Origin of the sequence: Bradyrhizobium sp. B120, from assembly GCF_049075665.1 — a bacterium.
Taxonomy (GTDB): Bacteria; Pseudomonadota; Alphaproteobacteria; order Rhizobiales; family Xanthobacteraceae; genus Bradyrhizobium.
In genome coordinates this window covers 260,830-284,420 of the sequence record NZ_CP185242.1, presented here as the reverse complement: position 1 = coordinate 284,420, position 23,591 = coordinate 260,830, and the positions used below count along the sequence as shown (strand labels likewise).

22 protein-coding genes are annotated in these 23,591 nt (G+C 65.0%); 7 read left to right on the top strand and 15 right to left on the bottom strand.

The genetic code is table 11. The features are described 5' to 3' along the window. Positions 1-16: 16 nt before the first annotated feature. Positions 17-250 carry a DUF6356 family protein gene (locus tag ACOIX3_RS01355; RefSeq protein WP_375786296.1) on the bottom strand — a complete coding sequence of 78 codons (234 nt, stop codon included), beginning with the start codon at positions 248-250 and terminating at the stop codon, positions 17-19. Positions 251-378: 128 nt separating this feature from the next. Here ACOIX3_RS01355 and ACOIX3_RS01350 point away from each other — a divergent pair, with 128 nt between their 5' ends. Next, positions 379-852, top strand: a complete 474-nt coding sequence (locus tag ACOIX3_RS01350; protein WP_375786295.1) for an Lrp/AsnC family transcriptional regulator — start codon at positions 379-381, stop codon at positions 850-852. A gap of 309 nt (positions 853-1,161) precedes the next feature. Here the strand turns inward: ACOIX3_RS01350 and ACOIX3_RS01345 are convergent, their stop codons facing one another. The 5 genes from ACOIX3_RS01345 to ACOIX3_RS01325 form a co-directional block, all read right to left on the bottom strand. After that, positions 1,162-1,581 (bottom strand): CBS domain-containing protein, encoded by a 420-nt coding sequence (locus ACOIX3_RS01345; protein WP_420968052.1) that lies wholly within the window; start codon positions 1,579-1,581, stop codon positions 1,162-1,164. A 121-nt stretch (positions 1,582-1,702) separates the two neighbouring features. Beyond that, entirely contained in the window at positions 1,703-2,515 is an 813-nt protein-coding gene (locus ACOIX3_RS01340) for a pentapeptide repeat-containing protein (RefSeq protein WP_420971947.1), read from the bottom strand. A gap of 251 nt (positions 2,516-2,766) precedes the next feature. After that, positions 2,767-3,189 carry a PaaI family thioesterase gene (locus tag ACOIX3_RS01335; RefSeq protein ID WP_420968051.1) on the bottom strand — a complete coding sequence of 141 codons (423 nt, stop codon included), beginning with the start codon at positions 3,187-3,189 and terminating at the stop codon, positions 2,767-2,769. A gap of 25 nt (positions 3,190-3,214) precedes the next feature. After that, on the bottom strand, positions 3,215-4,453 hold the full coding sequence (locus tag ACOIX3_RS01330; protein ID WP_420968050.1) for a CaiB/BaiF CoA transferase family protein: 1,239 nt from the start codon (positions 4,451-4,453) through the stop codon (positions 3,215-3,217). Beyond that, positions 4,440-5,141, bottom strand: a complete 702-nt coding sequence (locus ACOIX3_RS01325; protein WP_420968049.1) for a haloacid dehalogenase type II — start codon at positions 5,139-5,141, stop codon at positions 4,440-4,442. Before ACOIX3_RS01325 ends, ACOIX3_RS01330 begins: the two co-directional genes overlap by 14 nt. Before the next feature lie 96 nt (positions 5,142-5,237). Between ACOIX3_RS01325 and ACOIX3_RS01320 the strand changes: the two genes are divergently transcribed. Then, a complete protein-coding gene (locus ACOIX3_RS01320; protein WP_420968048.1) occupies positions 5,238-6,140 on the top strand; it encodes a LysR family transcriptional regulator in 903 nt (300 codons plus the stop codon). Here the strand turns inward: ACOIX3_RS01320 and ACOIX3_RS01315 are convergent. Then, the gene (locus tag ACOIX3_RS01315) at positions 6,137-7,546 is read right to left on the bottom strand and encodes an MFS transporter (protein WP_420968047.1); all 1,410 of its coding nucleotides are present in this window, start codon (positions 7,544-7,546) and stop codon (positions 6,137-6,139) included. The two genes, ACOIX3_RS01320 and ACOIX3_RS01315, sit on opposite strands and share 4 nt — an antisense overlap. A gap of 463 nt (positions 7,547-8,009) precedes the next feature. Between ACOIX3_RS01315 and ACOIX3_RS01310 the strand changes: the two genes are divergently transcribed. Continuing rightward, positions 8,010-9,356, top strand: a complete 1,347-nt coding sequence (locus ACOIX3_RS01310; protein WP_420968046.1) for a hypothetical protein — start codon at positions 8,010-8,012, stop codon at positions 9,354-9,356. 118 nt (positions 9,357-9,474) lie between these two features. Here the strand turns inward: ACOIX3_RS01310 and ACOIX3_RS01305 are convergent, their stop codons facing one another. The 4 genes from ACOIX3_RS01305 to bioB all read right to left on the bottom strand — a co-directional run bounded on the left by ACOIX3_RS01305 (position 9,475) and on the right by bioB (position 13,636). After that, positions 9,475-10,737, bottom strand: coding sequence for an adenosylmethionine--8-amino-7-oxononanoate transaminase (locus ACOIX3_RS01305; protein WP_420968045.1), 1,263 nt, complete (start codon positions 10,735-10,737; stop codon positions 9,475-9,477). Continuing rightward, on the bottom strand, positions 10,734-11,366 hold the full coding sequence (bioD, locus tag ACOIX3_RS01300) for a dethiobiotin synthase (RefSeq protein ID WP_420968044.1): 633 nt from the start codon (positions 11,364-11,366) through the stop codon (positions 10,734-10,736). The genes ACOIX3_RS01305 and bioD overlap by 4 nt, the downstream gene beginning before the upstream one ends. Beyond that, positions 11,363-12,517: an 8-amino-7-oxononanoate synthase gene (locus tag ACOIX3_RS01295; protein ID WP_420968043.1), complete on the bottom strand. Its 1,155-nt coding sequence runs from the start codon at positions 12,515-12,517 to the stop codon at positions 11,363-11,365. The genes bioD and ACOIX3_RS01295 overlap by 4 nt, the downstream gene beginning before the upstream one ends. Positions 12,518-12,640: 123 nt before the next feature. Beyond that, positions 12,641-13,636, bottom strand: a complete 996-nt coding sequence (gene bioB, locus ACOIX3_RS01290; protein ID WP_420968042.1) for a biotin synthase BioB — start codon at positions 13,634-13,636, stop codon at positions 12,641-12,643. Between the two features lie 122 nt (positions 13,637-13,758). Between bioB and ACOIX3_RS01285 the strand changes: the two genes are divergently transcribed. Next, positions 13,759-14,397: a GntR family transcriptional regulator gene (locus tag ACOIX3_RS01285; protein WP_420968041.1), complete on the top strand. Its 639-nt coding sequence runs from the start codon at positions 13,759-13,761 to the stop codon at positions 14,395-14,397. A 17-nt stretch (positions 14,398-14,414) separates the two neighbouring features. Here ACOIX3_RS01285 and greA read toward each other — a convergent pair whose 3' ends face one another. The 4 genes from greA to ACOIX3_RS01265 all read right to left on the bottom strand — a co-directional run bounded on the left by greA (position 14,415) and on the right by ACOIX3_RS01265 (position 20,890). Further along, entirely contained in the window at positions 14,415-14,897 is a 483-nt protein-coding gene (gene greA, locus ACOIX3_RS01280; protein ID WP_420968040.1) for a transcription elongation factor GreA, read from the bottom strand. A 116-nt stretch (positions 14,898-15,013) separates the two neighbouring features. Then, positions 15,014-18,160: an efflux RND transporter permease subunit gene (locus ACOIX3_RS01275; protein WP_420968039.1), complete on the bottom strand. Its 3,147-nt coding sequence runs from the start codon at positions 18,158-18,160 to the stop codon at positions 15,014-15,016. Further along, a complete protein-coding gene (locus ACOIX3_RS01270) occupies positions 18,157-19,392 on the bottom strand; it encodes an efflux RND transporter periplasmic adaptor subunit (RefSeq protein WP_420968038.1) in 1,236 nt (411 codons plus the stop codon). Before ACOIX3_RS01270 ends, ACOIX3_RS01275 begins: the two co-directional genes overlap by 4 nt. A 364-nt stretch (positions 19,393-19,756) precedes the next feature. Further along, positions 19,757-20,890, bottom strand: coding sequence for a hypothetical protein (locus ACOIX3_RS01265; protein ID WP_420968037.1), 1,134 nt, complete (start codon positions 20,888-20,890; stop codon positions 19,757-19,759). Positions 20,891-21,389: 499 nt separating this feature from the next. On the opposite strand from ACOIX3_RS01265, the gene ACOIX3_RS01260 reads away from it, so the two are divergent. From ACOIX3_RS01260 to ACOIX3_RS01250, 3 genes are all read left to right on the top strand, one after another. Beyond that, a complete protein-coding gene (locus ACOIX3_RS01260) occupies positions 21,390-21,785 on the top strand; it encodes a TfoX/Sxy family protein (RefSeq protein ID WP_420968036.1) in 396 nt (131 codons plus the stop codon). Positions 21,786-21,912: 127 nt separating this feature from the next. After that, positions 21,913-23,025 (top strand): helix-turn-helix transcriptional regulator, encoded by a 1,113-nt coding sequence (locus ACOIX3_RS01255; protein WP_420968035.1) that lies wholly within the window; start codon positions 21,913-21,915, stop codon positions 23,023-23,025. A gap of 260 nt (positions 23,026-23,285) precedes the next feature. Continuing rightward, entirely contained in the window at positions 23,286-23,591 is a 306-nt protein-coding gene (locus ACOIX3_RS01250) for a hypothetical protein (protein ID WP_420968034.1), read from the top strand.

Below are 23,591 nucleotides of genomic sequence, written 5' to 3'. Positions count from 1 at the left end.
TCGATCGCGACGCTGGCTACTCAGCCGGCTGTAGCGTGCGGCTGCGGCGCGCGATGCGCTCGTGCATCTGCCGGATCATGCGGCTTGCTGTGGTCTCGAACAGGCAGGGGATGACGGCGTGCACCAGGGCCGCCAATGCGGCGCCGAACAGGCGCGCCGCGAAGCCGAGCGCGAACAGGAAATGCTCGCCGTAGGATTCGTCGACGCTCTTCGGGTGGGACAGAAACAGCCGGTGCAGGGTGGCTTGCATGCGAGGCTCCAAGGCGCGCGGTTCGCTGCAATCTCTAAGGGATTTGGGCCAAGAAAATGTCCCAAATATCAACCTAAATTCACCATTTTGGTTGAATTTGGACGGTAATTCATCGTATTCTTGGGATAATGGACGAAACAGATCGCAAGCTCCTCAACTTGGTTCAGCGTGACGCTGCCCTGTCGCTGGACGAACTCAGCGAGCGGGCGGGGCTATCCCGCAACGCCTGCTGGCGCCGCATCAAGCGGCTGGAGGATGAGGGCGTCATCAAGGGCCGCGTGACACTGCTCGATGCAAGCCGCATCAACGTCGGCCTGACTGCCTTCATCGCGCTGCGCACCACCGAGCACAGCGCGACTTGGCTCGACCAGTTTGCGAACGCCGTGCGCGACATTCCGGAGATCATCGGCGTCTACCGCATGACCGGCGATGTCGATTATCTGCTGCAGGCCGTCATCCCGGATGTTGCCGCCTATGACCGGCTCTACCAGCGCCTGATCGGGAGGATCACGCTCGCGGACGTGTCGTCGTCATTCGTCATGCAAGAGATCAAGGCGACGACGGTGCTGCCGCTCGACTATGCGCCGGAGCGGCGCGAGTGAAGCCGCGGCATCTGGCGCGGGCCGCATGCGCACGGTTTGCGCGCACCGCGCCCATGTCTATAGCGCTGCAGGAAGGCAAGTTGCCAAGCGCCCGCCGACGCAACTCGGCAACTCCGACTGTTCGAGGCGCGAGATCGAACCACATTGCAGACCCGGTGCACGGAACGTGTGTCGGGCGGACCCATCATAGCACCACGGCGAAGCAATCGTGCCCATCTTCATCGGCCGTCGCGCGCCATTTCATTGCCGGGTTGGTTGTCCGGCCACGGTGCCGGCCGATCTGCCGATGTTCAGCAGACCGGCCTCGCCTCAATGATGAGCCGACACGCTCTTCATGTATTGGGACATCAGATCGGCACCGGCAAAGTGGCCCACATCCCCCAGGCTGACCATGCCAACCATCCGTTTGCTCTTGTTGATGACAGGCAGCCTGCGGATCTTCAGCGTCTCCATGTGATGCACCGCTTTCGCCAGATCGTCGTCTTCCCGGCAGCAGTGGATGCCTTCGGTCATCACATCGCGCGCCGTGGTGCGCGTGGAGTTGAAGTCCTTGCTCGCAAGACCTTTGCAGACGAGGTCGCGATCCGTCACCATCCCGATCAGACGATCGTCTTGCCCGACCGGAATGCAGCCGACGTCGTGCCCTTGCATCAATTTTGCGATTTCAGTGATCGGGGTATCGGGGCTGACCCAATCGACGCCCTTGTGCATCACGTCCTTGACCTTCATGGAGGACCTCCCTTGCAAGGCAGCAGCCCCCTCGCTTGCAACTATACAGCAGATCGGGCGTGACCGCATGCGTGCTGCGCCTTGGTCAAGGCGCAGCGAGCAGGGCGCCGCAATTCGATCCCTAATTTGGCCGCCGTGCCAGGTCCAGGTTCCGGGCCTTGTCCAGATTGCGGGCCTCTGCCAGGGCGGCCGCGCCCGGCAGGACGGCCGACGCAAGGTCGGTCCCGGTGAAATCGGCGCCGGCGAGATTGGCGCCAGACAGATCGGCTCCCGCAAGGTCAGCCTTGCTGAGGTTGCAGTTCGCCAAATTGGCGTTCTGCAACTGCGCGAATTCGAGATCAGCGCGCGCAAGATTGGCGCCGCTCAGATCCGCATTGCGGAGATCGGCGGATTTGAGCACGCCACGCATCAGGCCCATCGATTGGTTGCGCATATCGGCGCTCAAATCCGCGCCCGCGAGCTTGGCCCCGATCAGGCTGGCGCCGGATAGATCGGCGGTGATGCGAGCGCCGCTCAAATCGGCGCCGCCAAGCTTGGCGCGCTGCATCTGCGTGCCGAGCAGCGATGCCTTGACGAGGGACGCCCCCGTCAGATCTGCGTCGATGAGCCAAGCCTGATTCAGTATGGCCCGATCGAAGCGCGCGGCTTTCAGATTGGTCCGGTTGAGCTTGACGAGATGAAGGTTGCCGCCGGAGAAGTCGAGGCCCGAGAGATCGAGGTGCGACAGCCGCTTTCCTTCCAATTCCACAGTGCGACGGTCCCCTTGAGGCACGGCCTTGAGGAGCGCGTCGACCTCGGCGCGCGTCATCTCCGACGTCGTCATCTCGGGACTGTCGAGGTCGACGCTACGCAACATGTCCTGCGACGTGGCGGCGATCGGATCAACGAGCAGCGCCGCCATCGATACAAAGGCAAATGCGAGATGAGACCGCATCGCCGTCTTCCCGCTTTTTGAGGTATCGCCTCTCGCATCTTCGCGCCGGCCGCGCCGCGGAGATGCGCTTCCGGCGTTCGGAGTATGAAACCGGATCATGATCCTGGCAATGCTCGTGGCCGTTTCGTACGAAGGAAAGGGGCGTCGGGGGGTGCTTTCAGACATCGGAGATTCGCGCCAGGGTCCGCTCCGCCGCGAAACCCACGGTTTTGGCAGCGCGACAACGACCCGACGCGAACCGGCCGCGCTTCTCAACCTCGGCTCAGCAGTTGCCAGGTCGATGTGGCATGCGCGATCGGCTCGCCGGCTGCGGTGGAGGCCTGAGACTGCACGAAGAAGGTCTTCCGGCCGCGCTTCAAGAAGGTCGCGTGACAGGTCACGCGTCCTTCGCGGACCGCGGCGAGATATTGCACCTTCATCTCGAGCGTGGTGCCGGCACCCGCGACATGGTTGACGAGATGCCCCATCGAGATGTCGAGCGCGGTGGCGAGAACCCCGCCATGCAGCGTGCCTTGCGGATTGAACAGCGGCCTCTCGACGTCGAACGAGACGATGCACGCCTCGCCTTGATAGGCGATCTCGAGGCCGAAGAAGCGCGACAGGAAGAACGATCCGAATTCCTGCCGCTCGTCTTCGACGGCGCGGCGCATCATCTGCTCGGCGATATCTCTCATGACGACACTCGCTTGATCACGATCTTCACCTGGGCGATCGCACGAAGCTCCGTCCAAAGTCTCCGAACGCGCCTTCGAGCGCGAATCTCTCGAGCCGATCGTCGGTCCAGCCGCGCCATTCCGCAAGCACCTCGCGGGTGTGTTCGCCGAGCATCGGCGGCGGCGTGGAAGGTGCCGGCGGCTCGTCGCCGAACCGCGTTGGCCTCGCGATGAACCTCACATCCCCCGCGGCTGGATGGTGGACGCTCTGGACCATGCCGCGCTGCATGAGTTGCGGCGTCTCGCAGACTTCGCCGACGGACTTGATCGCGCCGCACGGAATGCCGGCCACGGCGAGCGCCTGCAGCCAGTCGGCGCGGCTCCTGCGGGCAAAGATTGGGGCGAGGATCGCGACGAGATCGTTGCGGCCCGCCGCGCGTTTCGGGGCGGTTTCGAAATGCGCATCTTCGCGCAGGTCCGGACGGCCGATCACGTCGCAGAAGGCGGCCCAGAACTTGTCGTTCGCGACCCCGACATTGATCCAGCCGTCACTCGCCTCGAACGGTTCGTACGGGCTGATGGTCGGATGGACGTTGCCGCGGCGCCTCGGGCTCTCTCCCGAGGCGAAGTACATGCCGGCGTTGAACGTCAGCAGCGATGCCATGGCGTCGAGCATCGAGACGTCGACCCGGCCGCCCTCGCCGGTCCGGCTCTTCCGCATCAGGGCGGCGAGCACCGAATGCGACGCGTACAGGCCGGTGACGAGATCGGCGATCGAGGTGCCGACCTTGGTCGGCGGCCCCTTGGGATCACCGGTGATGTCCATCACGCCGGATTCGCCCTGCAGGATCAGATCGTAGCCGGGGCGCAAGGCGTCCGCACCGGTGCGGCCGAACCCCGAGATGCTGCACAGGATGATGTCGCCCTTGCGGGCCCGCAGCGCGTCGAAGCCGAGCCCCCATTTCTCGAGCGTGCCCGGGCGGAAATTCTCGATCACGACGTCGGCTGTGGATGCAAGATCGAGCACGGCGTCGCGCCCCGCCGGCGATTTCAGGTCGATGGCGCAACTGCGCTTGTTGCGGTTCACCGACAAGAAGTATGCGCTCTCGCCGCCGACGAAGGGCGGCCCGTAACGGCGGCTTTCGTCGCCCTGCCGCGGATCCTCGATCTTGACGATGTCGGCGCCGAGATCGCCGAGCTGCATCGTGGCAAACGGACCGGAGACCACGCGGCAGAGGTCGAGGACCCTGATGCCGGACAGCGGCTCGCGATCAGACGATCGCATCGGCGAGGTCCTTCATCGACGGCACCAGGATATCGGGCTGGTGCGGCGTGATGCCGAACGGGCGGCTGCGCCGGTCGATGAAGGCCGTCCGCATGCCGGCGGACTTGGCGCCGATGCAGTCGAAAGCATGATTGGCCACGAACAGCACCTCGGCGGGCTTCACGCCCATGATCTCGGCTGCTTTCGTATAGGTCGCGACATGCGGCTTGAACGAATTGGCCTCCGCCACCGAGATCACACGATCGAACGGGACCTTGTGGTACTGCTTCGCGGTCTCGAGCATGTCGGGATCGCCGTTCGAGAGCACCACCAGCTTGTATTTGGCTTGCAGCCGCGCCAACGCTTCCGGCACTTCCGGAAACGGCACCAGCTTCTCGATCTCGCCGACGAGATAACGCACGTCATCCATCGTGTAGTCGATCTTGGCGCGGTCCATCACGTGCGATACCGCGCGATGCCCGATCTCGCGATAGGGCGTGTGCTCGCGATGCAGCAGCGCATCGATCATCGAGTTCTCGAAATGCGTGCGGCGCCACCATGTGACGAAGGAATTCGGATCGCCTTTCCAACCCTTCTTCGCGAGGAACGGCGCCGCGATCCTGGTCAGGCCGCCCTGCATGTCGACGACCGTGCCATACTGATCGAACATGCAGATCTTCACTTCGCGTTTGATCGTCTCGGAATTCATTGGTGCCTCCTTGGTTCAGATCGATTGGATACGCGCCGCATCGCCATAGATGAAATGGATTTGTGATCTCTCACTATTCACGATATGAATGATGGCATGAACCTCCGATCCATCGACCTCAATCTGCTCGTCGCGTTGGACGCACTGCTGACCGAGCGTCATGTCACCAAGGCGGCCGACCGCATCGGCCTCAGTCAACCTGCCATGAGCAACGCGCTCAACCGGCTGCGCGCGATGTTCGAGGACGAGCTCCTGGTCCGGACGACAAGCGGGATGAAGCCGACGCCCCGCGCCACCGAACTGGCGGAGCCGCTGCGCCAGGTGCTGCGCCAGGTCGAGCGCGTGATGGCGAGCGACGCCGGCTTCGATCCAGGCCGGACCGAGCGCACCTTCACGATCAGGATGTCGGACATTCTCGCGTGCCTGCTGCTGCCGCGACTCGCCGCGGCACGGCCGCCGGAGGCGCGGATCTCCTACAACACGATCCATCTGCCGCCCGCCTTGACGATCGATGCGCTGGAGCGGGACGAGATCGACGTCGCAGTGAGCATGGGGCTCGAGCATTCCGCATCGATCCGTTCCGAGACGCTGCTGCGCGACCGCATGGTCTGCCTGATGCGGAGCGGTCACCCGATCAAGCGCGGGCGGCTGACCTTCGAGCGCTTCATCGCGCAGGAGCACATGAAGGTCTCGATGAGCCCGACCGACCTTCGCTTCGTCGACGACGTGCTCGCCGAACGTGGCCATCGACGACGCATCGCGCTGAACGTGCCGCATTGGCTGGTCGTGCCTCATGTCTTGAAGAGCACCGATCTGCTGGCGGTGATGCCGAGGCATCTCGCCGCCGTGCTGATGGACGACGGTCTGCGGATGGAGGAACTGCCGTTCGAGTCCGCGCCTTTCGACTGGATGTTGTACTGGCATCGCCGATACGATCAGAGCAATGCCAACGGCTGGCTCCGCGATCGGCTCAGGGCGGCGTGCTCCGATCTGGTCTAGGCGCCGATGTCCGCCGGCCTCCGCGCGATCGACGATGGATGTCCTGCCTCGGCTTTCGTGACGGCCGACGCATCCTCCAATGAGCGTCCCTTGGTTTCGAATCCGAACACCAGAAACACCACGGCCTGGAACACGAGGATGCCGGCCAGGGTCGTCAGCACACCGGTCAACCCTTGCCAGGCGAAGATCGCGACCACGACGTACTGCACCAGCGCGGTCGCGATCCGACCGGATGTGGCGCAGATCGCCGTGCCGCGAAGCCGATAGCGGGTCGGGAACAGTTCGGGGACGTGCATCGCGAACCCGGTCGCCAGCATGACGTAGATCGCGGTGACCAGCAGGAAGCCGACGCCTGCGAGCGCAACACCATCTGCCATGTACGGATAGGCAATGCCGAGCATTGCTGCCGCAATCGACGAGCAGACGATCGACAGCCTGCGCCCGAGCCGGTCCGCCAGCACGAGCCCGATCAGCGATCCGACCGGCCCGCCGAGCGCCATCACGGTGGTGTAGCCCAGCGAGGACACCACGCTGTGACCGCCCTTGACCATGAAGGTCGGCAGCCAGCCGATGAACCCGTAGAGACTGAAGCCGACGACGATGTGCTGCAGGCTGCCGAGCAACGTGCGTGCGAGATACGGCGGCTGGAACAGGCGCCAGACCGCACCGGGCGATTCCTGCGCCGGCGCGCTCGCGGCGACGGGAGCCAGCGTTCCCTTGCGCGCGGCCTCCGCTTCGATCGCCGAAAGAATTGCCTCCGCCTCATCGGCGCGGCCGTTGGCGGCGAGCCAACGCGGCGATTCCGGCATCGACTTGCGCAAGAACCAGACGATCATCGCGAGGAGGCCGACGAGGGCGAACATGTAGCGCCATCCCAGCGTCGGGATCACCCACAGGCCGATCATGGACGACGCGAACAGCGAGAAGTTGGTGATCACAGCCAGCAATCCGATCCAGCGGCCGCGCGAAGCAGCCGGCACGAACTCGGTCAAGGTCGCGTAGCCGACCACGATCTCCGCGCCGAGGCCGATGCCGATGATGAAACGCAAGCCGATCAAGACGGTCATGCTGGGCGCGAAGGCCGCGGCGATCGACGCGAGGCCGAAGATCGCAAGGTTCATCTGGTAGGAGAAGCGGCGGCCGAAGCGGTCGCCAAGGATGCCGGAGAACCAGGCGCCGATCGTCATGCCGACAAAGGTCGCGGAGACGAAGGCGGCGTTGAGCTCGAGCGTCGACCAGCCTTCCTTGAGCACCGCGCCCAGCACACCGCCGGCGAGGTAAATGTCGAATGCGTCGAGGAACATGCCGGCGCCGATCAGGGCCAGGATGCGCCAGTGGAATCCGCAGATCGGCAGCCTGTCGAGGCGCGCACCCGCGTTGATGTCGATGTCGGCGGATCGCGTCATTCCAAACCTCCCTGCCCGGCCTTGCGCGAGCCGGATGTTCCAATGATCGATTGATGACGCGCAGGGGGGCGTCGTCCAATTCAAAACAAAAATTCGACTATTTGGCGCAGTGATGAAGCCGACGCGAGCGCGCGCTCGCGACGTAAGACGCCAGCACAACTTGATCCAGCCGCGAGGTCGCTCGCCTTGAAGCCGCAGCCGATCGAACACAGCTGATGCAGATCCCGAAGCAGACACGCGACACACGCGCGTCTCGTGCGAGTCACGTGGTCCATATCCGAACTACGAATCGTCGTGATTCGCGTTCCATCCTGACACCGAGCTGACGCGCATTCGCTGTCGTTAACGCTTTCATCGACGCGCGATCGCAAAATCACGGTGTCAGCACAAACATTCACAACCGGTTCATGTCGCCGCCACTATTCAACTCCAACGCTGGGGGAAGAAGATTGGAGTATGTGCCATGCGCCGCATCGCCGGACTGCCTTTCGCCTTAGCTCTCAGCCTCTGCTGTCTCTCTCCACCTCACGCTGCGCGCGCGCAGCTTGCCATCGGCATCGGCATCAGCGTCGATGCAGCACCGCCGCCCTTGCCGGTCTACGAGCAGCCGCCGATCCCGGGCGACGGCTACATCTGGACCCCAGGCTATTGGGCGTGGAGCGACGATACCGGTTACTACTGGGTTCCCGGCACGTGGGTGCTTCCGCCCGCGCCTGAGTTGCTCTGGACGCCAGGCTATTGGGGCTGGAACGATGGCGCCTACGGGTTCCACGCCGGTTATTGGGGAGCGACCGTCGGCTTCTATGGCGGCATCTCTTATGGCTTCGGCTACACCGGCATCGGCTATGAGGGCGGCTATTGGCGCGGCGGCAACTTCTTCTACAACAGTTCCGTCAACAACATCTCGAATGTCTCGGTCACCAACGTCTACAACAAGACCGTCATCAACAACACGACCAACGTCAGCTACAATGGCGGCACCGGCGGCACCACGGTGAGACCGACGCCGCAACAGCTCGCCGCTGCCAACGAGCACCATGTGGCTGCAACCGGCGAGCAGACGCGGCACGCGGAAGCGGCGATGAAGGATCCGGCACTGACGCTCGCCAACAACCATGGTCATCCGGCGGTCGCCGCGACCGCGCACGCGGCACGGTTCAGCGGCGCCGGCGTGATCGCCGCGCATCCGGGCAAGCCGATCGCGGCGCCGCCGCCCCGGCATGCGCAACCCACGACCGGACACGCTTTGCCGACGGGGAATGCCCTGCCGCCAACACACGTGCTGCCGACAGGAAATGCCCTGCCGCCAGGACACGCTCTGCCGAGCGGAAACGCTCTGCCGGCAACACATGCATCGCCGACGGGGCACGCCCTGCCTTCCGGAAACGCGCTGCCGCAAGCCCAGACAACGACGACAGGACACGCCCTGCCCACCGGAAACGCGCTACCGCCGGCACACCCGTCGACAACGGGACACGCCTTGCCTGCGGCAAGCGCTTCGCCGGCTGCACACGCACAGCCGACGGGACAGGCTCGGCCTGTTGCCGTCAACCATCCCGCTCCGGCACCGCACGTCGCAGCGCCAGCCGTGCACGCGCCGAGACCGCAGATCGCACAGCACGCACCACCTGCGCCACGCCCGGCCGCGCATCCGCCGGCGCCGCGCGTCGCGCAAGCGGCCGTGCACCGTCCTCCGCCGCCGCCCCGGCGTCCGCCGCCACCGCATGTGTCACGGCCGGCTCCGCGGCCCCATCCAGCGCCACGGCCGCAACATCCCGCTGCGAGGCCAGCGCCACACAGGCACGCGTGATCCAGCCTATCGGCGTGCCCGCAAGGGCACGCCGATTTCGTATGAGAACCCATCGCGTGCAGAACGGCACGCGATGCAAATCGTCAGTCACGGGATTTCAGGCGCGCAAGGCGTACCGTCAGGTCAGCTCGTCGGCTGCGTCGGCGATCGCGGCATAGATCTCAACGAGATCAGCCTCCGTCACGCAGTAGGGCGGCATGACGTAGATCGTGTTGCCGAGCGGGCGCAGCAGCAGGTTTCGACGCGCAAAGAAGGCCTGAAGTTTTGGGCCGATGCCTGCGAGATAGCCGGCATCGGTTGCCTTCAGGTCAAGCGCGGTGATGGTGCCGGTGCGGCGGACGTTCTCGAAGCGGGCGTCGGCGCGGAAGGGTGCGATCAGGCGCTCCTGCATCGCGCTGACCGAGGCCACGCGCTCGCCCGCGCCACGTTGCCAGAGTTCGAGATTTGCCCTCGCTGCGGCGCAGGCGACCGGGTTCGCCGTATAGGAACTGGAATGGAAGAAGGTTCGCGAACGATCGCTGGAATAATGCGCGTCGTAGATCTCGGCGCGGCAGAGCGTCACTGCGAGCGGCAGCGATCCGCCGGTCAGGCCCTTTGAGTAGCATGCGATGTCCGGCGTGACGTCGGCCTGCTCGCACGCGAACAATGTGCCGGTGCGGCCCCAGCCGGTCATCACCTCATCAGCAATGAACGGCACGTCGTGGGCTTCGCAGATGCGCTTCATTTCCTTCAGCACCGAGGGCGGATACATCAGCATCCCGCCCGCGCCCAGGATCAGCGGCTCGACGATGAACGCGGCCGCGGTTTCCGTCTTGCACGCCGCTTCGAGCGCATCGAGCGTCGCCTGCTCGTGGCCTGCGGCCGGAAACGGGATCGATTCGACGTCGAACAGCAACGGCTCGTAGGCCTTGTTGAAGACGCCGCGCGCGCCGACCGACATCGTGCCCACGGTGTCGCCGTGGTAGGAGTGCTGCATCACGATGATGCGCGTGCGCGGCACGCCGATATTATGCCAGTAGCCCAGCGCCATCTTCAGCGCCACTTCCACGCTGGTCGATCCGGAGTCGGAGAAAAACACATGCTCCAGGCCACGCGGCGCCAGCTTCAGGAGCTGCGCGGCAACCTCTTCGGCCGGATCGTGGGTATGGCCGGCAAAGATGATCTGGTTGAGCTGTTCGGCCTGATTCTGGATCGCGCGCACGATATGCGGATGACAATGGCCGTGGGTCACGACCCACCAGGATGCGATCGCATCGATGATCCGGCGATCATCCGCGGTGTAGAGATAGGCACCCTCCCCGCGCACGATCCTGGTCATCTGATCGTGCAGCGCGTGCTGAGTGAACGGGTGCCAGATCGGCGATTTCCGAGGTGATATCATGAGTTGAAATCGTCGCGCCGGAACGAGGCGTGGAATGCCGTTTGCAGCGTGTCCGCGGCGAGCGGAGACAGCCAGGGCAACCGGCCCAGCCGGCGCACTTGCCCGATGTCGCAGATGGCGCGCTCGCTCTCGGGATTGCTCTCGCCGATGAAAGCGATCCCGAGAATATCGATCCGGCGCTTCCGCAGCGCCTCGACCGACAACAGCGAGTGATTGATGGTGCCGAGCGCGGTGCGGGCGCAGAGCACCACCGGAAGCCGCCACCGCTCGAATATGTCGATAAAGAGCGTGTTGTCATTCAGCGGCACCATCAGCCCGCCGGCGCCCTCGATCACGAGCGGCCGCCCCCCCGTGTCGGGCACGTCGAGCGCGGCAGGATCGATGTGGACGCCGTCGATCGCGGCGGACTGATGCGGCGACGCCGGCGTGCGAAGGCGGTAACGCTCCGGCACGACGCGATCGGCGGCAAGACCTGCAAGCCGCGCCACCAGTTGCGCATCAGTCTCTTCCTCAAGGCCGGACTGAACCGGCTTCCAGTAGCGCGCGCCGAGGAAACCGGCGAGGCCCGCGGAGAAGATCGTCTTCCCGATCCCGGTATCGGTGCCGGTCACCACGATCCGGCTGATCATCGCGCCCAGCCCTGCGTCTCCGCGACGAGCGCATCGAGCAGCGCGCGCACGTCGTCCTCGTCGACATTGAGGGTCAACGCGATGCGCAACCGCGCGGTGCCCGCCGGTACGGTCGGCGGGCGGATGCCTCTGACGTCGAAACCGCGTGCCTGCAGCGCCGTCGCAAGCCGCATCGCGCGTGCATTGTCGCCGACGATATAGGGCACGATCTGCGAACGCGACGGACTGCGCCAGCCGCGCAGATCGAGCTCGCGATGCGTGAACGCCACCAGGTCTGCGAGACGCTGCTGATGCTCGGGCTCCTGCTGCAGGATTAGGAGCGCCTCGCGCACGGCGACGGCCACAAGCGGCGACGGCGCGGTGGCGAAGATGAACGGGCGGCAGCGATTGACCATGAAGTCGCGCAGCACGGTCGAGGCCGTGACCAATGCGCCGGCGGCGCCCAGCGCCTTGCCGCAGGTATGCACGATCACGAGATTCTCGCGCCCTTCATAGGGTGCCGTCAGCCCGCGACCCTGTTCGCCGTAGACGCCGGTGCCGTGCGCCTCGTCGACCATCAGGAACGCGTCGTGTCGCTCGGCGATGGCGACGAGGTCGTCGAGCGGCGCGACATCGCCGTCCATGCTGTAGACGCTTTCGACCACGATCCAGACCCGGCCCGTTCCGCCCTCGGCGCGCCAGCCGCGAATGGTGTCCTCGACCGACCCGGGGTCATTGTGGGCGCTGAACCGGAACGCGGCCCGGCCGGCCCGCGCGCCTTCATGAATGCTGGCGTGCACCAGAGCATCGAGCACGAGCAGATCACCGCGCTGCGGCAGCGTCGTCAGCACGGCGAAATTGGCGACATAGCCGCCGCCGAAGAACAACGCGGTCTCGGCGCGGAAGAACGCAGCGGCCTCGGCCTCCAGCCGTTCGTGCTCCTCGCAATTGCCGCGCAACAGCCGCGACCCGCCGGCGCCGATCGGCGTGCCGGCCTCGAGCGCGGCCGCGACGGCCTGCTTGATGCGTGGCGCGCTCGCCAGCGCCAGATAGTCGTTCGATACGAAATCGATGCCCGCGCGCGGCTTGAGGCCACGCAGCCGATCGTCCTTGCTCAGGGCGTGCAAGGCCGCGGCGTAATCAGCGGCCTTGGCCGCATGGATTGCGCTCATGCTCTCACTCTCAGGATCGTGGCAGATTTGTTTGACGCGTTTTCTTCACGCGAACCGGTATCCACTTCGCTCGAAAACGCTCTATCGCGCGGCGAATGACGCCGCGCACACCGGAGGTTACGGTCAGGCGAGACGGGATGTGATGCCGAGCCGGTCCAGCAGATCGGCGTCGCGATTGCGCTGCGGGTTCTTGGTGGTCAGCAGCACATCGCCGATGAAGATCGAGTTCGCGCCGGCGAGGAAGCACATCGCCTGCAGTTCATCGGTCATGTATTGCCGTCCGGCCGACAACCGCACCACGCTGTTCGGCATCATGATCCGCGCGGTCGCGACCAGCCGCACCAGCGCAATCGGATCGGGCCGTTCGGCGGTGTCGTTGACCGGCACGCCCTTGACCTCGTTCCACAGATTGATCGGCACGCTTTCGGGATGGCTGGGGAGATTGGCGAGCAGCATCAGCATGCCGAGCCGGTCCTCGACCTGTTCACCCATGCCGATAATGCCGCCGCAGCAGACCTTGATGCCGGCGTGGCGCACATGCGCGAGCGTATCGATGCGATCCTGCAAGGTGCGGGTGGTGATGATCTTGTCGTAGAATTCCGGCGAGGTATCGACGTTGTGGTTGTAGAAATCGAGCCCGGCGTCGGAGAGCCGTTCGGCCTGCTTTGGCGTCAGCATGCCGAGTGTGACGCAGGTTTCCATGCCCAGCCCCTTCACCGCGCTGACCATGTCGCAGACCTGATCGAGATCGCGGTCCTTGGGGCTCCGCCAGGCTGCGGCCATGCAGAAGCGGGTTGCGCCGGCGTCCTTGGCGCGCTGCGCGACCGCGACCACCTCGTCCCGCGGCATCAGGCGGGTCGCCTTCAGGCCGGTGTCGTAATGCGCGCTCTGGGAGCAGTAGCCGCAGTCTTCCGGGCAGCCGCCGGTCTTGATGCTGAGCAGGCTCGCGGTTTCGACGTGGTTCGGATTGAAGTTGGCGCGGTGGATGCCCTGCGCCTGGAACATCAGGTCCGCGAACGGCAGGTTGTAGAGCGCCTCGGCCTCGGCACGCTCCCAGTGCTTGCGGGGCGCTGCGCTGCTGCGGCTGTCGGTCCGTTCGATCTCAACGACATCAACCATCGGGCTTGCCTTCTTGCTTGTGAAGATCATAGATAATTCTTTATATTATCTATGATATTTGACCTAGAATGATGCTAGCCGAGCCCGATCGAGAGCGCATCCGTTTTTGTGATAGATAATCTATGAGTAGCGAGGGAAGGAACACGACGACTGCCGGGCGCATCGCCGAGGCGATCGGCGAGCGCATCATCAGCGGCGCATTGGCGCCGGATGCTCCGCTCCGGCAGGACCATGTCGCGCGGGAATTTCATTCCAGCCACGTCCCGGTGCGCGAGGCCTTCAGGCAATTGGAGGCGCAGCATCTCGTCGTTGCGGTGCCCCGTCGCGGTGTGAGGGTTGCTCCGCTCGACACCAAGTCGGTGAAGGAGATCGCCGAGATGCGCGCCGCGCTCGAGGTGGTCGCGCTGCGCAATGCCGCTCCCAGGTACACATCCGCCCATCTGGCACGGATCGAGGTCGCGCTGATCGAAGGCGACAACGCCGAGACGGTTCAGGAATTCGAGCTGGCCAATCGCGCCTTTCATCACGCGCTGGTGGCGCCTTGCGCGATGCCGCGTCTGCTCGCCAGCCTCGACGGCCTGCAACTTGCCAACTCACGACTGGTGTTCGCGATGGCGCGCAACGCCGGCTGGCGGCCGCGGCCGAGCCAGGATCATCGCGTGATCCTGCAGGCCCTGCGCGCCCGCAATATCGAGCAAGCCTGCAGCCTGCTCGCGCGGCATATTCAGACGATCGAGCGGCTTGCTCTGCCGGCGGCGTGATCGGGAGCTGCGATCCGCTACGCGATCGCCACGATCTCCAGCTCCTGGGCGCCCGAGCCTGCGACGTCGCCCACGGCCTTCCCCATCAGCGACCTCGCCACAGGCGACACGAAAGAGATCGAGCCGGCCTTTGGATCGGCCTCGTCCTCGCCGACAATGCGATAGGTCTGCACCCGCCCATCGGCGCGGCTGAACGTCACGGTGCTGCCGAAGGCAACGGTTTCGGTCGAGGCGGGGTCGGGGACGACCTGCGCGGTGCGGAGTCTTTCCGTGAGATAGCGTGTGTCGCGCAACGGCACCGCCGACTGCCGCCGCCGTTCATTGACGTCGTCCAGCCGCTGCGCGGTCTCGTAGGCCTCGCGTGCCTCCAGGAGCTGGCGCTCCAGCGCCTTGCGTCCTGCTTCCGTCACCAGATTGGGATGCGGCGATATGGGGCGGTCCGGCAACAGCGTTTCGGACGCGGTCTCGGCACTTTCTTCCTTGGTAAAGGCAACGCTCAATCCAGAACTCCATCGCTGAGGCGGGCAGTATAGCCCCGCCTCACCCGCGCCGCTAATGCGCGATGGGGTTAGGCTGATCGTCATCGCACATTGGCTCGTCGTTCACGCTTGAAGCGCTAATGCGATGCCGGCTGCTCCGCCTTGCCCCGACGGCCGAAGCGGTTCTTTACACCCTCGCGCCAGCCCTGGAAGGTGACGAACAGCATCGGCACCAGGAAAATACCGATCGAGCTGGCGGCAAGCATGCCGCCGAACACCGCGGTGCCGACCGCACGGCGGCTGATTTCGGCGGCGCCGGTCGCGACCACCAGCGGCACCAGGCCGAGGATGAAGGCAATCGAGGTCATCATGACCGCGCGGAAGCGCATCTGCGCGCCCATCGTCGCGGCCTCCGCGATCGGCCGGCCGGCCTCGCGCTGCTCCTTGGCGAATTCGACGATCAGGATGCCGTTCTTGGCGGCGAGCGCGATCAGCACCACAAGGCCGATCTGGCCGTAAAGATCGAGATTGAGGCCCGCGAGCTTGATGCCGAGATAGGAGCCCAGCACGCCGACTGTAACCGACAGCAGCACCGGAATCGGGATCGTCCAGCTCTCATACAGCGCCACCAGGAACAGATAGGCAAACAGCACCGCGAGCGCGAGGATGATGCCGGTCTGGCCGGAAGCCGCCTGCTCCTGATAGGCCGTGCCGGTCCATTCATAGGAATAGCCTGAAGGCAGCGTCGTCTTGGACAGGTCGGCCATCGTCGCAATCGCGGTCCCCGAGGACACGCCCGCCGCCGGGCTGCCGTTCACCGTGACCGAGCGATAATTGTTGTAGCGCGTGATCACCTGCGGGCCGGTGACGATCCGCAAGCTTGCGATCGAGCGGATCGGCACCATCTCACCGCCGGTGTTGCGCACATAGATCTGCCAGATATCGGGGATGTCGCCGCGGTCGGCCGCATCGCCCTGCACGTTGACCTGCCAGGTGCGGCCAAACAGGTTGAAATTGTTGACGTAGATGCCGCCGAGCGTGGCCTGCAGCGCGGTGAACACGTCGGCCATGTTGAGGCCGAGCGCCTGCGCCTTGGCACGGTCGATATCGAGATAGACCGATGGGTTGGTCGCAGTGAAGGTCGAGAATACGCGGGTCAGATTTGGATTGCGGTTCGCGGCGCCGATCAACCCACCCATCACGCTGCTGAGGGCAGCCGGATCCTGCCCTTCCAGCGCCTCGAGCTGATATTCGAAGCCGCCGGAGGTCGAGAGCCCGATGATCGGCGGCAGGTTGAACGGCAGCACCGAGGCCGAACGGATCTGCGATCCCGCGATGAAGGTCTGCCGGATCGCGGCCTGCACCGAGTCGGTGACAGCCTTGCGATCGGCGAACGGCTTCATGCGCGCCACCATGAATGTCGAATTAGGCTCGCTGGCGCCGTCGAGCAGCGAGAAGCCGATGATCGACAGCACGTGGTCGACCGCCGGGTTCTTCTTCAGGATCGCTTCGACCTGCTTGGTCACCTCGCTGGTGCGCGCCACCGACGCGCCGTCAGGCAGCTGCACGGCGATGAAGAAGGCGCCCTGATCTTCCTCGGGCAGGAACCCGGTCGGCGTGATCTTCGACACGCCGAACACCGCGCCGGCGAACACCAGCACCGCGACCAGCGACAACACCGCCACGCGGACCAGCCGCTGCACCACGCCGGCATAGCCGTCACGCATCCAGTCGATACCGCCGAGCACCCGTCCCATGATGCCTCGGCGCGGCCCGCCGTGACGCAGGAATACGGCGCACAGCGCCGGCGACAATGTCAGCGCGTTCAGCGCCGAGATCACCATCGCGGCGCTGATCGTCACCGCGAACTGGCGGAACAGCGTACCTGAGATGCCGGGAATGAACGCAATCGGCACGAACACCGAGAGCAACACCAGCGAGATCGCGATGATCGGCGCCGTGATCTGCGCCATCGCCTTCTTGGTGGCGTCGGCCGGCGACAGCTCCGGCTCCTCCTCCATGACGCGTTCGACGTTCTCGACCACGACGATGGCGTCATCGACCACGATGCCGATCGCAAGCACCATCGCCAGCAGCGAGACGGTGTTGGCGGAATAGCCGAGCGCCAGCAGCACCGCGAAGGCGCCGATCAGGCTGACCGGAACCGCGACCGCAGGGATCACCGTGGCGCGCAGATTGCCGAGGAACAGGAACACCACGATCACGACGAGCACGAAGGCCTCGCCGAGCGTCTTCATCACTTCCTTGATCGTGTCGGAGACGAAGGTCGTGGAGTCGTACTGCACGAGGTAGGTCAGCCCCGACGGGAACCGCTCCGACAACTTCGCAAGCGTGGCCTGCACGGCCTTGGCCGTGGTCACGGCGTTGGCGCCGGGTGCGAGATAGATGCCCATCGGCACGCCGGGATTGCCGTCGATCCGCGATTCCGAATCCATGTTCTGCGCGCCGATCTCGACGCGGGCGACATCCCTGATCCGCAGCACCGATCCGTCCGGATTGGCCCGCAGCACGATGTCGCCGAACTGCTTGGATGTCGTCAGGCGGCCCTGGGTCTGCACGTTGAACTGGAATTGCTGGTCGTTGCTGATCGGGCGCGCGCCGATGCGGCCGACCGGCGCCTGCACGCTCTGGGCACGAATCGCGGCGATCACATCCGACGGCGCCAGATTGAGGCTGGTCAGGCGCTGGGTGTCGAACCAGATCCGCATCGAATAGTTCAGCTTGGCGAACAGCGAGGCCTGCCCGACGCCGGGCGTACGCGAGATTGCGTCCAGCACGTTGATGATGGCGTAGTTGGTGATGAACAGCGGGTCCTGCTCGCCGCTCTTACTGTAGAGCACGATGAACTGCAGCACCGCCGAGGACTTCTTCTGCACCGTCAGGCCCTGCGCCTGCACCTCGGTCGGCAGCTGCGCGAGCGCGCTCTGCACGCGGTTGTTGACGTTGACGGTGTTGATGTCGGGGTCGGTGCCGAGCGCGAACGACACCGTCAGCGTATAGCTGCCGTCATTGCCGCTGGTCGACTTCATGTAGAGCATCTTGTCGACGCCGACGACCTGCGCTTCCAGCGGCTGGGCGACGCTCGATTCCACCACTTCGGCCGAAGCACCGGGGAACACGGCCGAGACCGTGACCTGCGGCGGCACGATGTCCGGGAACTGGGCGACCGGAATTTGCATCAGCGCCAGCGCGCCCGCGATCGTGATCACGAACGCGATGACGATCGCAAGCCGCGGACGATCGACGAAGACAGCGGAAATCATGGGTTGTTGCCCGTCGCTTTCGGCGTGCTGCCGGCGCCGCCGTCCGCCGAAACCTTCATGCTGGACTGGATCAGCGCACTGGCGGGTCCCGGCGCGACCACCTCGCCCGGCTTGACCTTCTGCAATCCTTCGACGATCACCTTGTCGCCGAGCGCGATGCCGCTCGTCACCGCGGCAATCGTCGATGTCGATTGCCCAAGCTGGATCCGCTTTTGCTCGGCCTTGTTGTCCGCGCCGACGACGTAGACATATTCGCCCTGCTGGTCCGACAGCACCGCCGAACGCGGGATCGCCAGCACTTCGACCGGCTGCACGCCTTCCAGCAGCACGGTGACGAACTCGTTGTCGGTGAGCTCGCGGACCGCGCCGCCGGTTTCGGCGGATGTGTACGTCGACGGGTTGGGGATGGTGCCGCGCAAGGTGATGGTGTCGGTGTTCTGCGCGATCGTGTTGTTGACGAAATTCAGCTCGCCGACCTTGTCGTAGAGCCGGCCGTCCGGCAGCCGCACGCGGATCACGACAGCCTTGAAGCCGCCGCGTGTCGCATAGCGCTCGCGCAGATCGAGCGACTCACGCACCGGCACCGGGAAGGTGACATACATCGGGTCCTGGCTGACGATCGTCGTCAGGGTTCCCGAGCTCGGCGTCACGACATTGCCTTCGGTGACCGCGGTGCGGCTGATCCTGCCGTCGATCGGGGAATGGATCAGGGTATAATCGAGATTGATCTGAGACAGGTCGACCTGTGCCTGCGCGGCCTGTATCTGCGCCTCGAGGCTCTGCTGGTTGGCGACTGCGGCGTCGACGCTCGATTGCTGACCGGCCGGTCCGCCGAGCAGCGCCTTGGCGCGATCGGCCGTCAGCTTGGCGTTGACCAAGGTCGCCTGCAGCTGCGCGACCTGCGCCTTTTTCGATGCGAGGTCGGCCTCGAACGGGCCGCGCTCGAGTTGATAGAGCAAGTCGCCGGACTTGACCTCGGCGCCCTCGACGAAGTTCCGCTTTTCCAGGAAGGCCGTGACACGCGCCACCACATTGACGCGGTTGGGAGCCTCGATGCGTCCCAGAAATTCATTGGTCTCGGTCACCGGCCGCTTCACCGCGTCGAACACACCCACGGCAGGCGGCCCGGGCGGACCCGCCTGCGCGTGGGCCGCCGAGATCCCGATGGCCGCCAATCCCGCCGATACGAAAAGCCCTGCCAATCCGCCGAGCATTCGTTCCGTACCACTCATGCTGTCCCACCCTTCGGCTACCAACAAGCTCTACGAGACGGATATGACGTCGAGTTCCCTCAGACCGAGAAGGTCAGGATAGGCAAGATGCAACACAGGAGATCATAACGCGGCCAATCCGACAATCCTGTAACGTGCTCGCCCCGTTTCGCCGACCCCGTCAACAGGCCGCTTGGAGAAAACCTCGCGCCACTGCGATGCTATGGCGAATGCAACCATGCCGTCCGCCCCGTGGCACGTCGCAGACCCCGACGGCTCTCATGAATGTGATGCGCCAAAGGGTGAGCTGATTGAAGTCAGGCGTCCGTGCCTGCGAGACGGAGCAGGCTCGGCGGCGTATTGCAACGAGGATGGCTGCCGCCCCTCACAACGCGATTGCGTTCTTCAAACGCGACGTCTCCTGATAGGCCGGCGACGCCAGATGGCCGTACAGCCATGGCCTTGCGCGCTTGCCGCTAGCCTCGTGGACGCCGTCGAAGACATCCATGTCGATCAGACGCGGATGGGCCGATGATGTATAGACCGCCTGCATTTCCGCGAACTTCTCATCCCGCCCGAGCTCGATCGCGTTTGCAGTATCGCGGCTGCCGATCTCGACGAACAGCGGACACGGACAGAGCAGATACGCCAGCTCCGCGCCGGTGTACTTCGCGCGGCTGTTGGCGAAATGAATGTAGGCCGCAAGCTCGATGCCGAGGTTCTTGCTGATCGCGGACGACATCAGAAACTTCTTCTCGTCACGCATATATCCCGAGGCGACAGTCGGCCGCATCCGCCCTGTCGCGGCTTCCAGATGCAGCGCGAGAAAGGCGCCCGAGGACACCCCATAGACGCCGACATTCAGACCGGACGCGCCGGTCAGCTTCCGGCAGACGGCTTCGCCGGCGTCGATCGATGCGCACGACACGTTGTGCGCGGAGACGCCATGCGATGCCAGCATCGCGGCGATGTTGTTCTGGCTTTCCTGATTTCCGATCTGGACGATGTACGGACACCACACGACATAGCCGTCCCGGCAAAGCTGCTTGCCGAGCGCGTTCATGTAATCCTTGTCGGCATCATCGAAGCACCGCTCCGGCGTACTCGCCATGCCGTGGCCGAGCAGGATCAATCCCTTGAACGCGCCGTCGGGAATCCCGAGACATCCGCGCACCGGCACGCCGCATTCCAGATCGAACTCGACCTTCACGACCGAGAATCCATCCGCGGTGCCGCGCCAGAGAATCCGGATCTCGTCGTGCGATGGCCGATACAGCCGCCGCTCCCGGAACAGCGAGCGCATCTCCCTTCGAATGTCCGGGCCGGTGGCGACGGCGCGAAGCTTTCCTCGCGTCGCGATATCGAAGAACGACCGGCAGAACGTATCGTAGCCGAGCGCCGGCAGATCGACATTCGCGCACGATCCCTGGCAGTGACTCAGCGTTAGCGTGTTGCCGGTGACCGACGAGGGCCCGACCAGCGTCATCAACAATCCGGAAAGCGCCCTGCGGCTGATCATCGGCCCTCCCCGAGCCGGCGATGGCTCGACTGCATGTCACGGATCGCCGCCTAGCAGGCGCGACAAGTCGCGCGGATACAAATTAAAGGATGTTCATGGTCGAAGGATCGCGCGCAGCGTTGCAAACGTGTGACGCTTACAAGCCTCGCGCCGCAGCAATTCATCCGAATACGTTTCGAGATGCTTCGGAAAGATGTCTGACTGTCACGCGGGTTCAATTTCGCCACACGCGGCGATGATCGTCAGGTCTTGACCGTCAAGGCGGCGGCCGCTCGCACGGCTGCGGCTGCAACTAAGTGTCGATGTCGGGAGGGCACCGAGGTGTCCTCCCGACAGCTTCGGGCGAGCGCTTCCTGCTAGCCTCGCCATTCGGCCAATTCACCCGCTCCCAAGCATCCAGGTAACCTCCTTCCCGGATTCCGGATCGCGTCACGGCAGTTGTCGGACGCTGAGGTTCCGGTCATCATTCCGCAGGCCTGATTGCCCTGCGAGACCGGGAATGGTTGCCAGTCCTGCCTTTGCCGAATTCCTGCGCGAGCAACTCGCGTCGCTCGGCGGCATCACGATGCGGCGCATGTTCGGCAAGACCGGCGTGTTCTGCGACGGCGTGATGCTCGGGATGGTCACCGACAATACATTCTACGTGCGGGTCGACGATCAGAACCGCGAGACCTTCAAGGAGGCGGCGGCGAGCCCGCCGCTCAACTACGCCAAGCAGGGCGCGACCATCGATCTCGCCTTCTGGCGGGTGCCGGAACGGCTGTTCGATGAGCCCGACGAACTCGTCGTCTGGGCGCAGGCTGCGCTGGCCGCCGCGCATCGGGTCGCAGCCAAACGCGCGAGGCCTTCCACGCCCGCGCGAAAACCGCGAACAAGGCCGACGAAAACACCATGATTCCCGTGATGCGCGCGCACGCGCACCGGGATAGCCCGGACTCGTGGCTTGGGTTGAATTGCTCTACGCAATACTTTCGCGGTCGAGGGGTTAATCTGTTGGGCAGCAATATTTCCTGGAATAGCCGATGGCGAACAACCTGCACGAGCATCTGATTGAACTGGCCTATGAGGCCGCGGTCGTCCCTGAGCTGTGGCCGAATGTGCTGCATCAGGTCGGCGCGATCGCGCGGGCCCGCGGTATCGTGTTGCTGACCGCAGCCCCACACGACGTCCGCTGGGTCGCATCCCCCGACATGCACGACGACACGGTTGCCTATGTCGAGGGTGGCTGGCACGAGCGCAACGGACGGTTGCCACGCCTGCTCGCGGCCAACCATGCGGGCTTCCTGCGCGACATCGACGTGTTCGATACGCCCGAGGACGTGCAGCAGGATTTCCAGATCCGCGAGTTCTTCCGTCCGCGCGGGCTCGGATGGGGCGCCGGCACCGCGATCCCGGTGCCGAGCGGCGACGTGCTGATCTACAGCGTCGAGCGCGAGTACCAGCACGGACCGATCGAGCGGGAAGCGATCGAGCAGCTCGACGCGCTACGCCCGCATCTGGCGCGGGCGGCGCTGCTGTCGGCGCGGCTCGGAATGGAGCGCGCCAGGGCGGCAACCGAGTCGCTGGCGATGCTTGGACTGCCCGCGGCGGTGCTGCGGCGCGGCGGCCGTCTGATGACCGCCAACACGCTGTTCGACCGCCTGGTGCCCGACGTGATGCAGGATCGCAGCGATCGCCTGACGCTGGCGGCAGCTACCGCCGACGCGCTGTTCGCACAGGCAGTGGCGGCACTCGATCAGGGTCTCATCGGCGCCGAAGTCCGCTCGGTGCCGATCGCGGCCCAGGACGATCGGCCGCCGCTGATCGTGCATCTGGTCCCGATCCAGGGCGCGGCGCGCGATCTGTTCGACCGCGCGTTGGCGATCGTGATCGTGACGCCGGTGGTGCCATCGGAGGTGCCGACCGCGGAAGTGCTGCAGGGTCTGTTCGACCTGACGCCGGCCGAGGCGCGCGTCGCGCGCGGCATCGGCGAAGGACGAACCGTCGAGGCCATCGCCGTCGCATTCGGCATCTCCCGCGAAACGGTGCGCAACCAGCTCAAGGCCGTGCTGGCGAAGACCGGGCTTGGCCGACAGGTGGAATTGGCCGGACTGCTCGCCGGCGCCAAGGTGCCGCCGGGGTCGTCCGCCGACTGAGACTCAAGCTGCGTTCAGACGGGCCTGGAAGAAGCCGGCAACACGGTTAACTGCATCGGCAGTCATCAGATCATTGTCCGCGAAATCGAAACCGTGCGCCTTGCCTGAATAGAGAGCGCGCAACCATCCGCCTGTCCACGCCCGTCGGGGGCATCGCAAAGGATCGCATGTTCAAACGGCGCGGGTTGCGCTAGTGATACCTCCCCCTCCTCCCACCGTGCGCCCACCCCGGCGTACGTCCAGTCAATGAGTGTATCTGAATGGCCGAAGCCGACCTCGACGCCGTCATCCGGCAAACCGCAAAAGCGCAGACCAAGGCCGTGATGGCGGCTGCCAAGAAGCGCCAGGCCGTCTGGGTCGCGCGGGCCGCCAAGGCCAAGGACAAGGAGACCAAGGCGCGCTTCCGCTTCCTCGCCAAGAGCACCGTCCTGAACGCGACCGCGACCGCCAAGCGGTTGCAGAATTCCGCGGAGAACGCCGCCGACGCCTATGCCCGCGCCATGAAGAAGGCGATGGAAGAGCCGCCGCCGGCCAAGAAGCCTGCGAAGAAGAAAGCGGACGCCTAG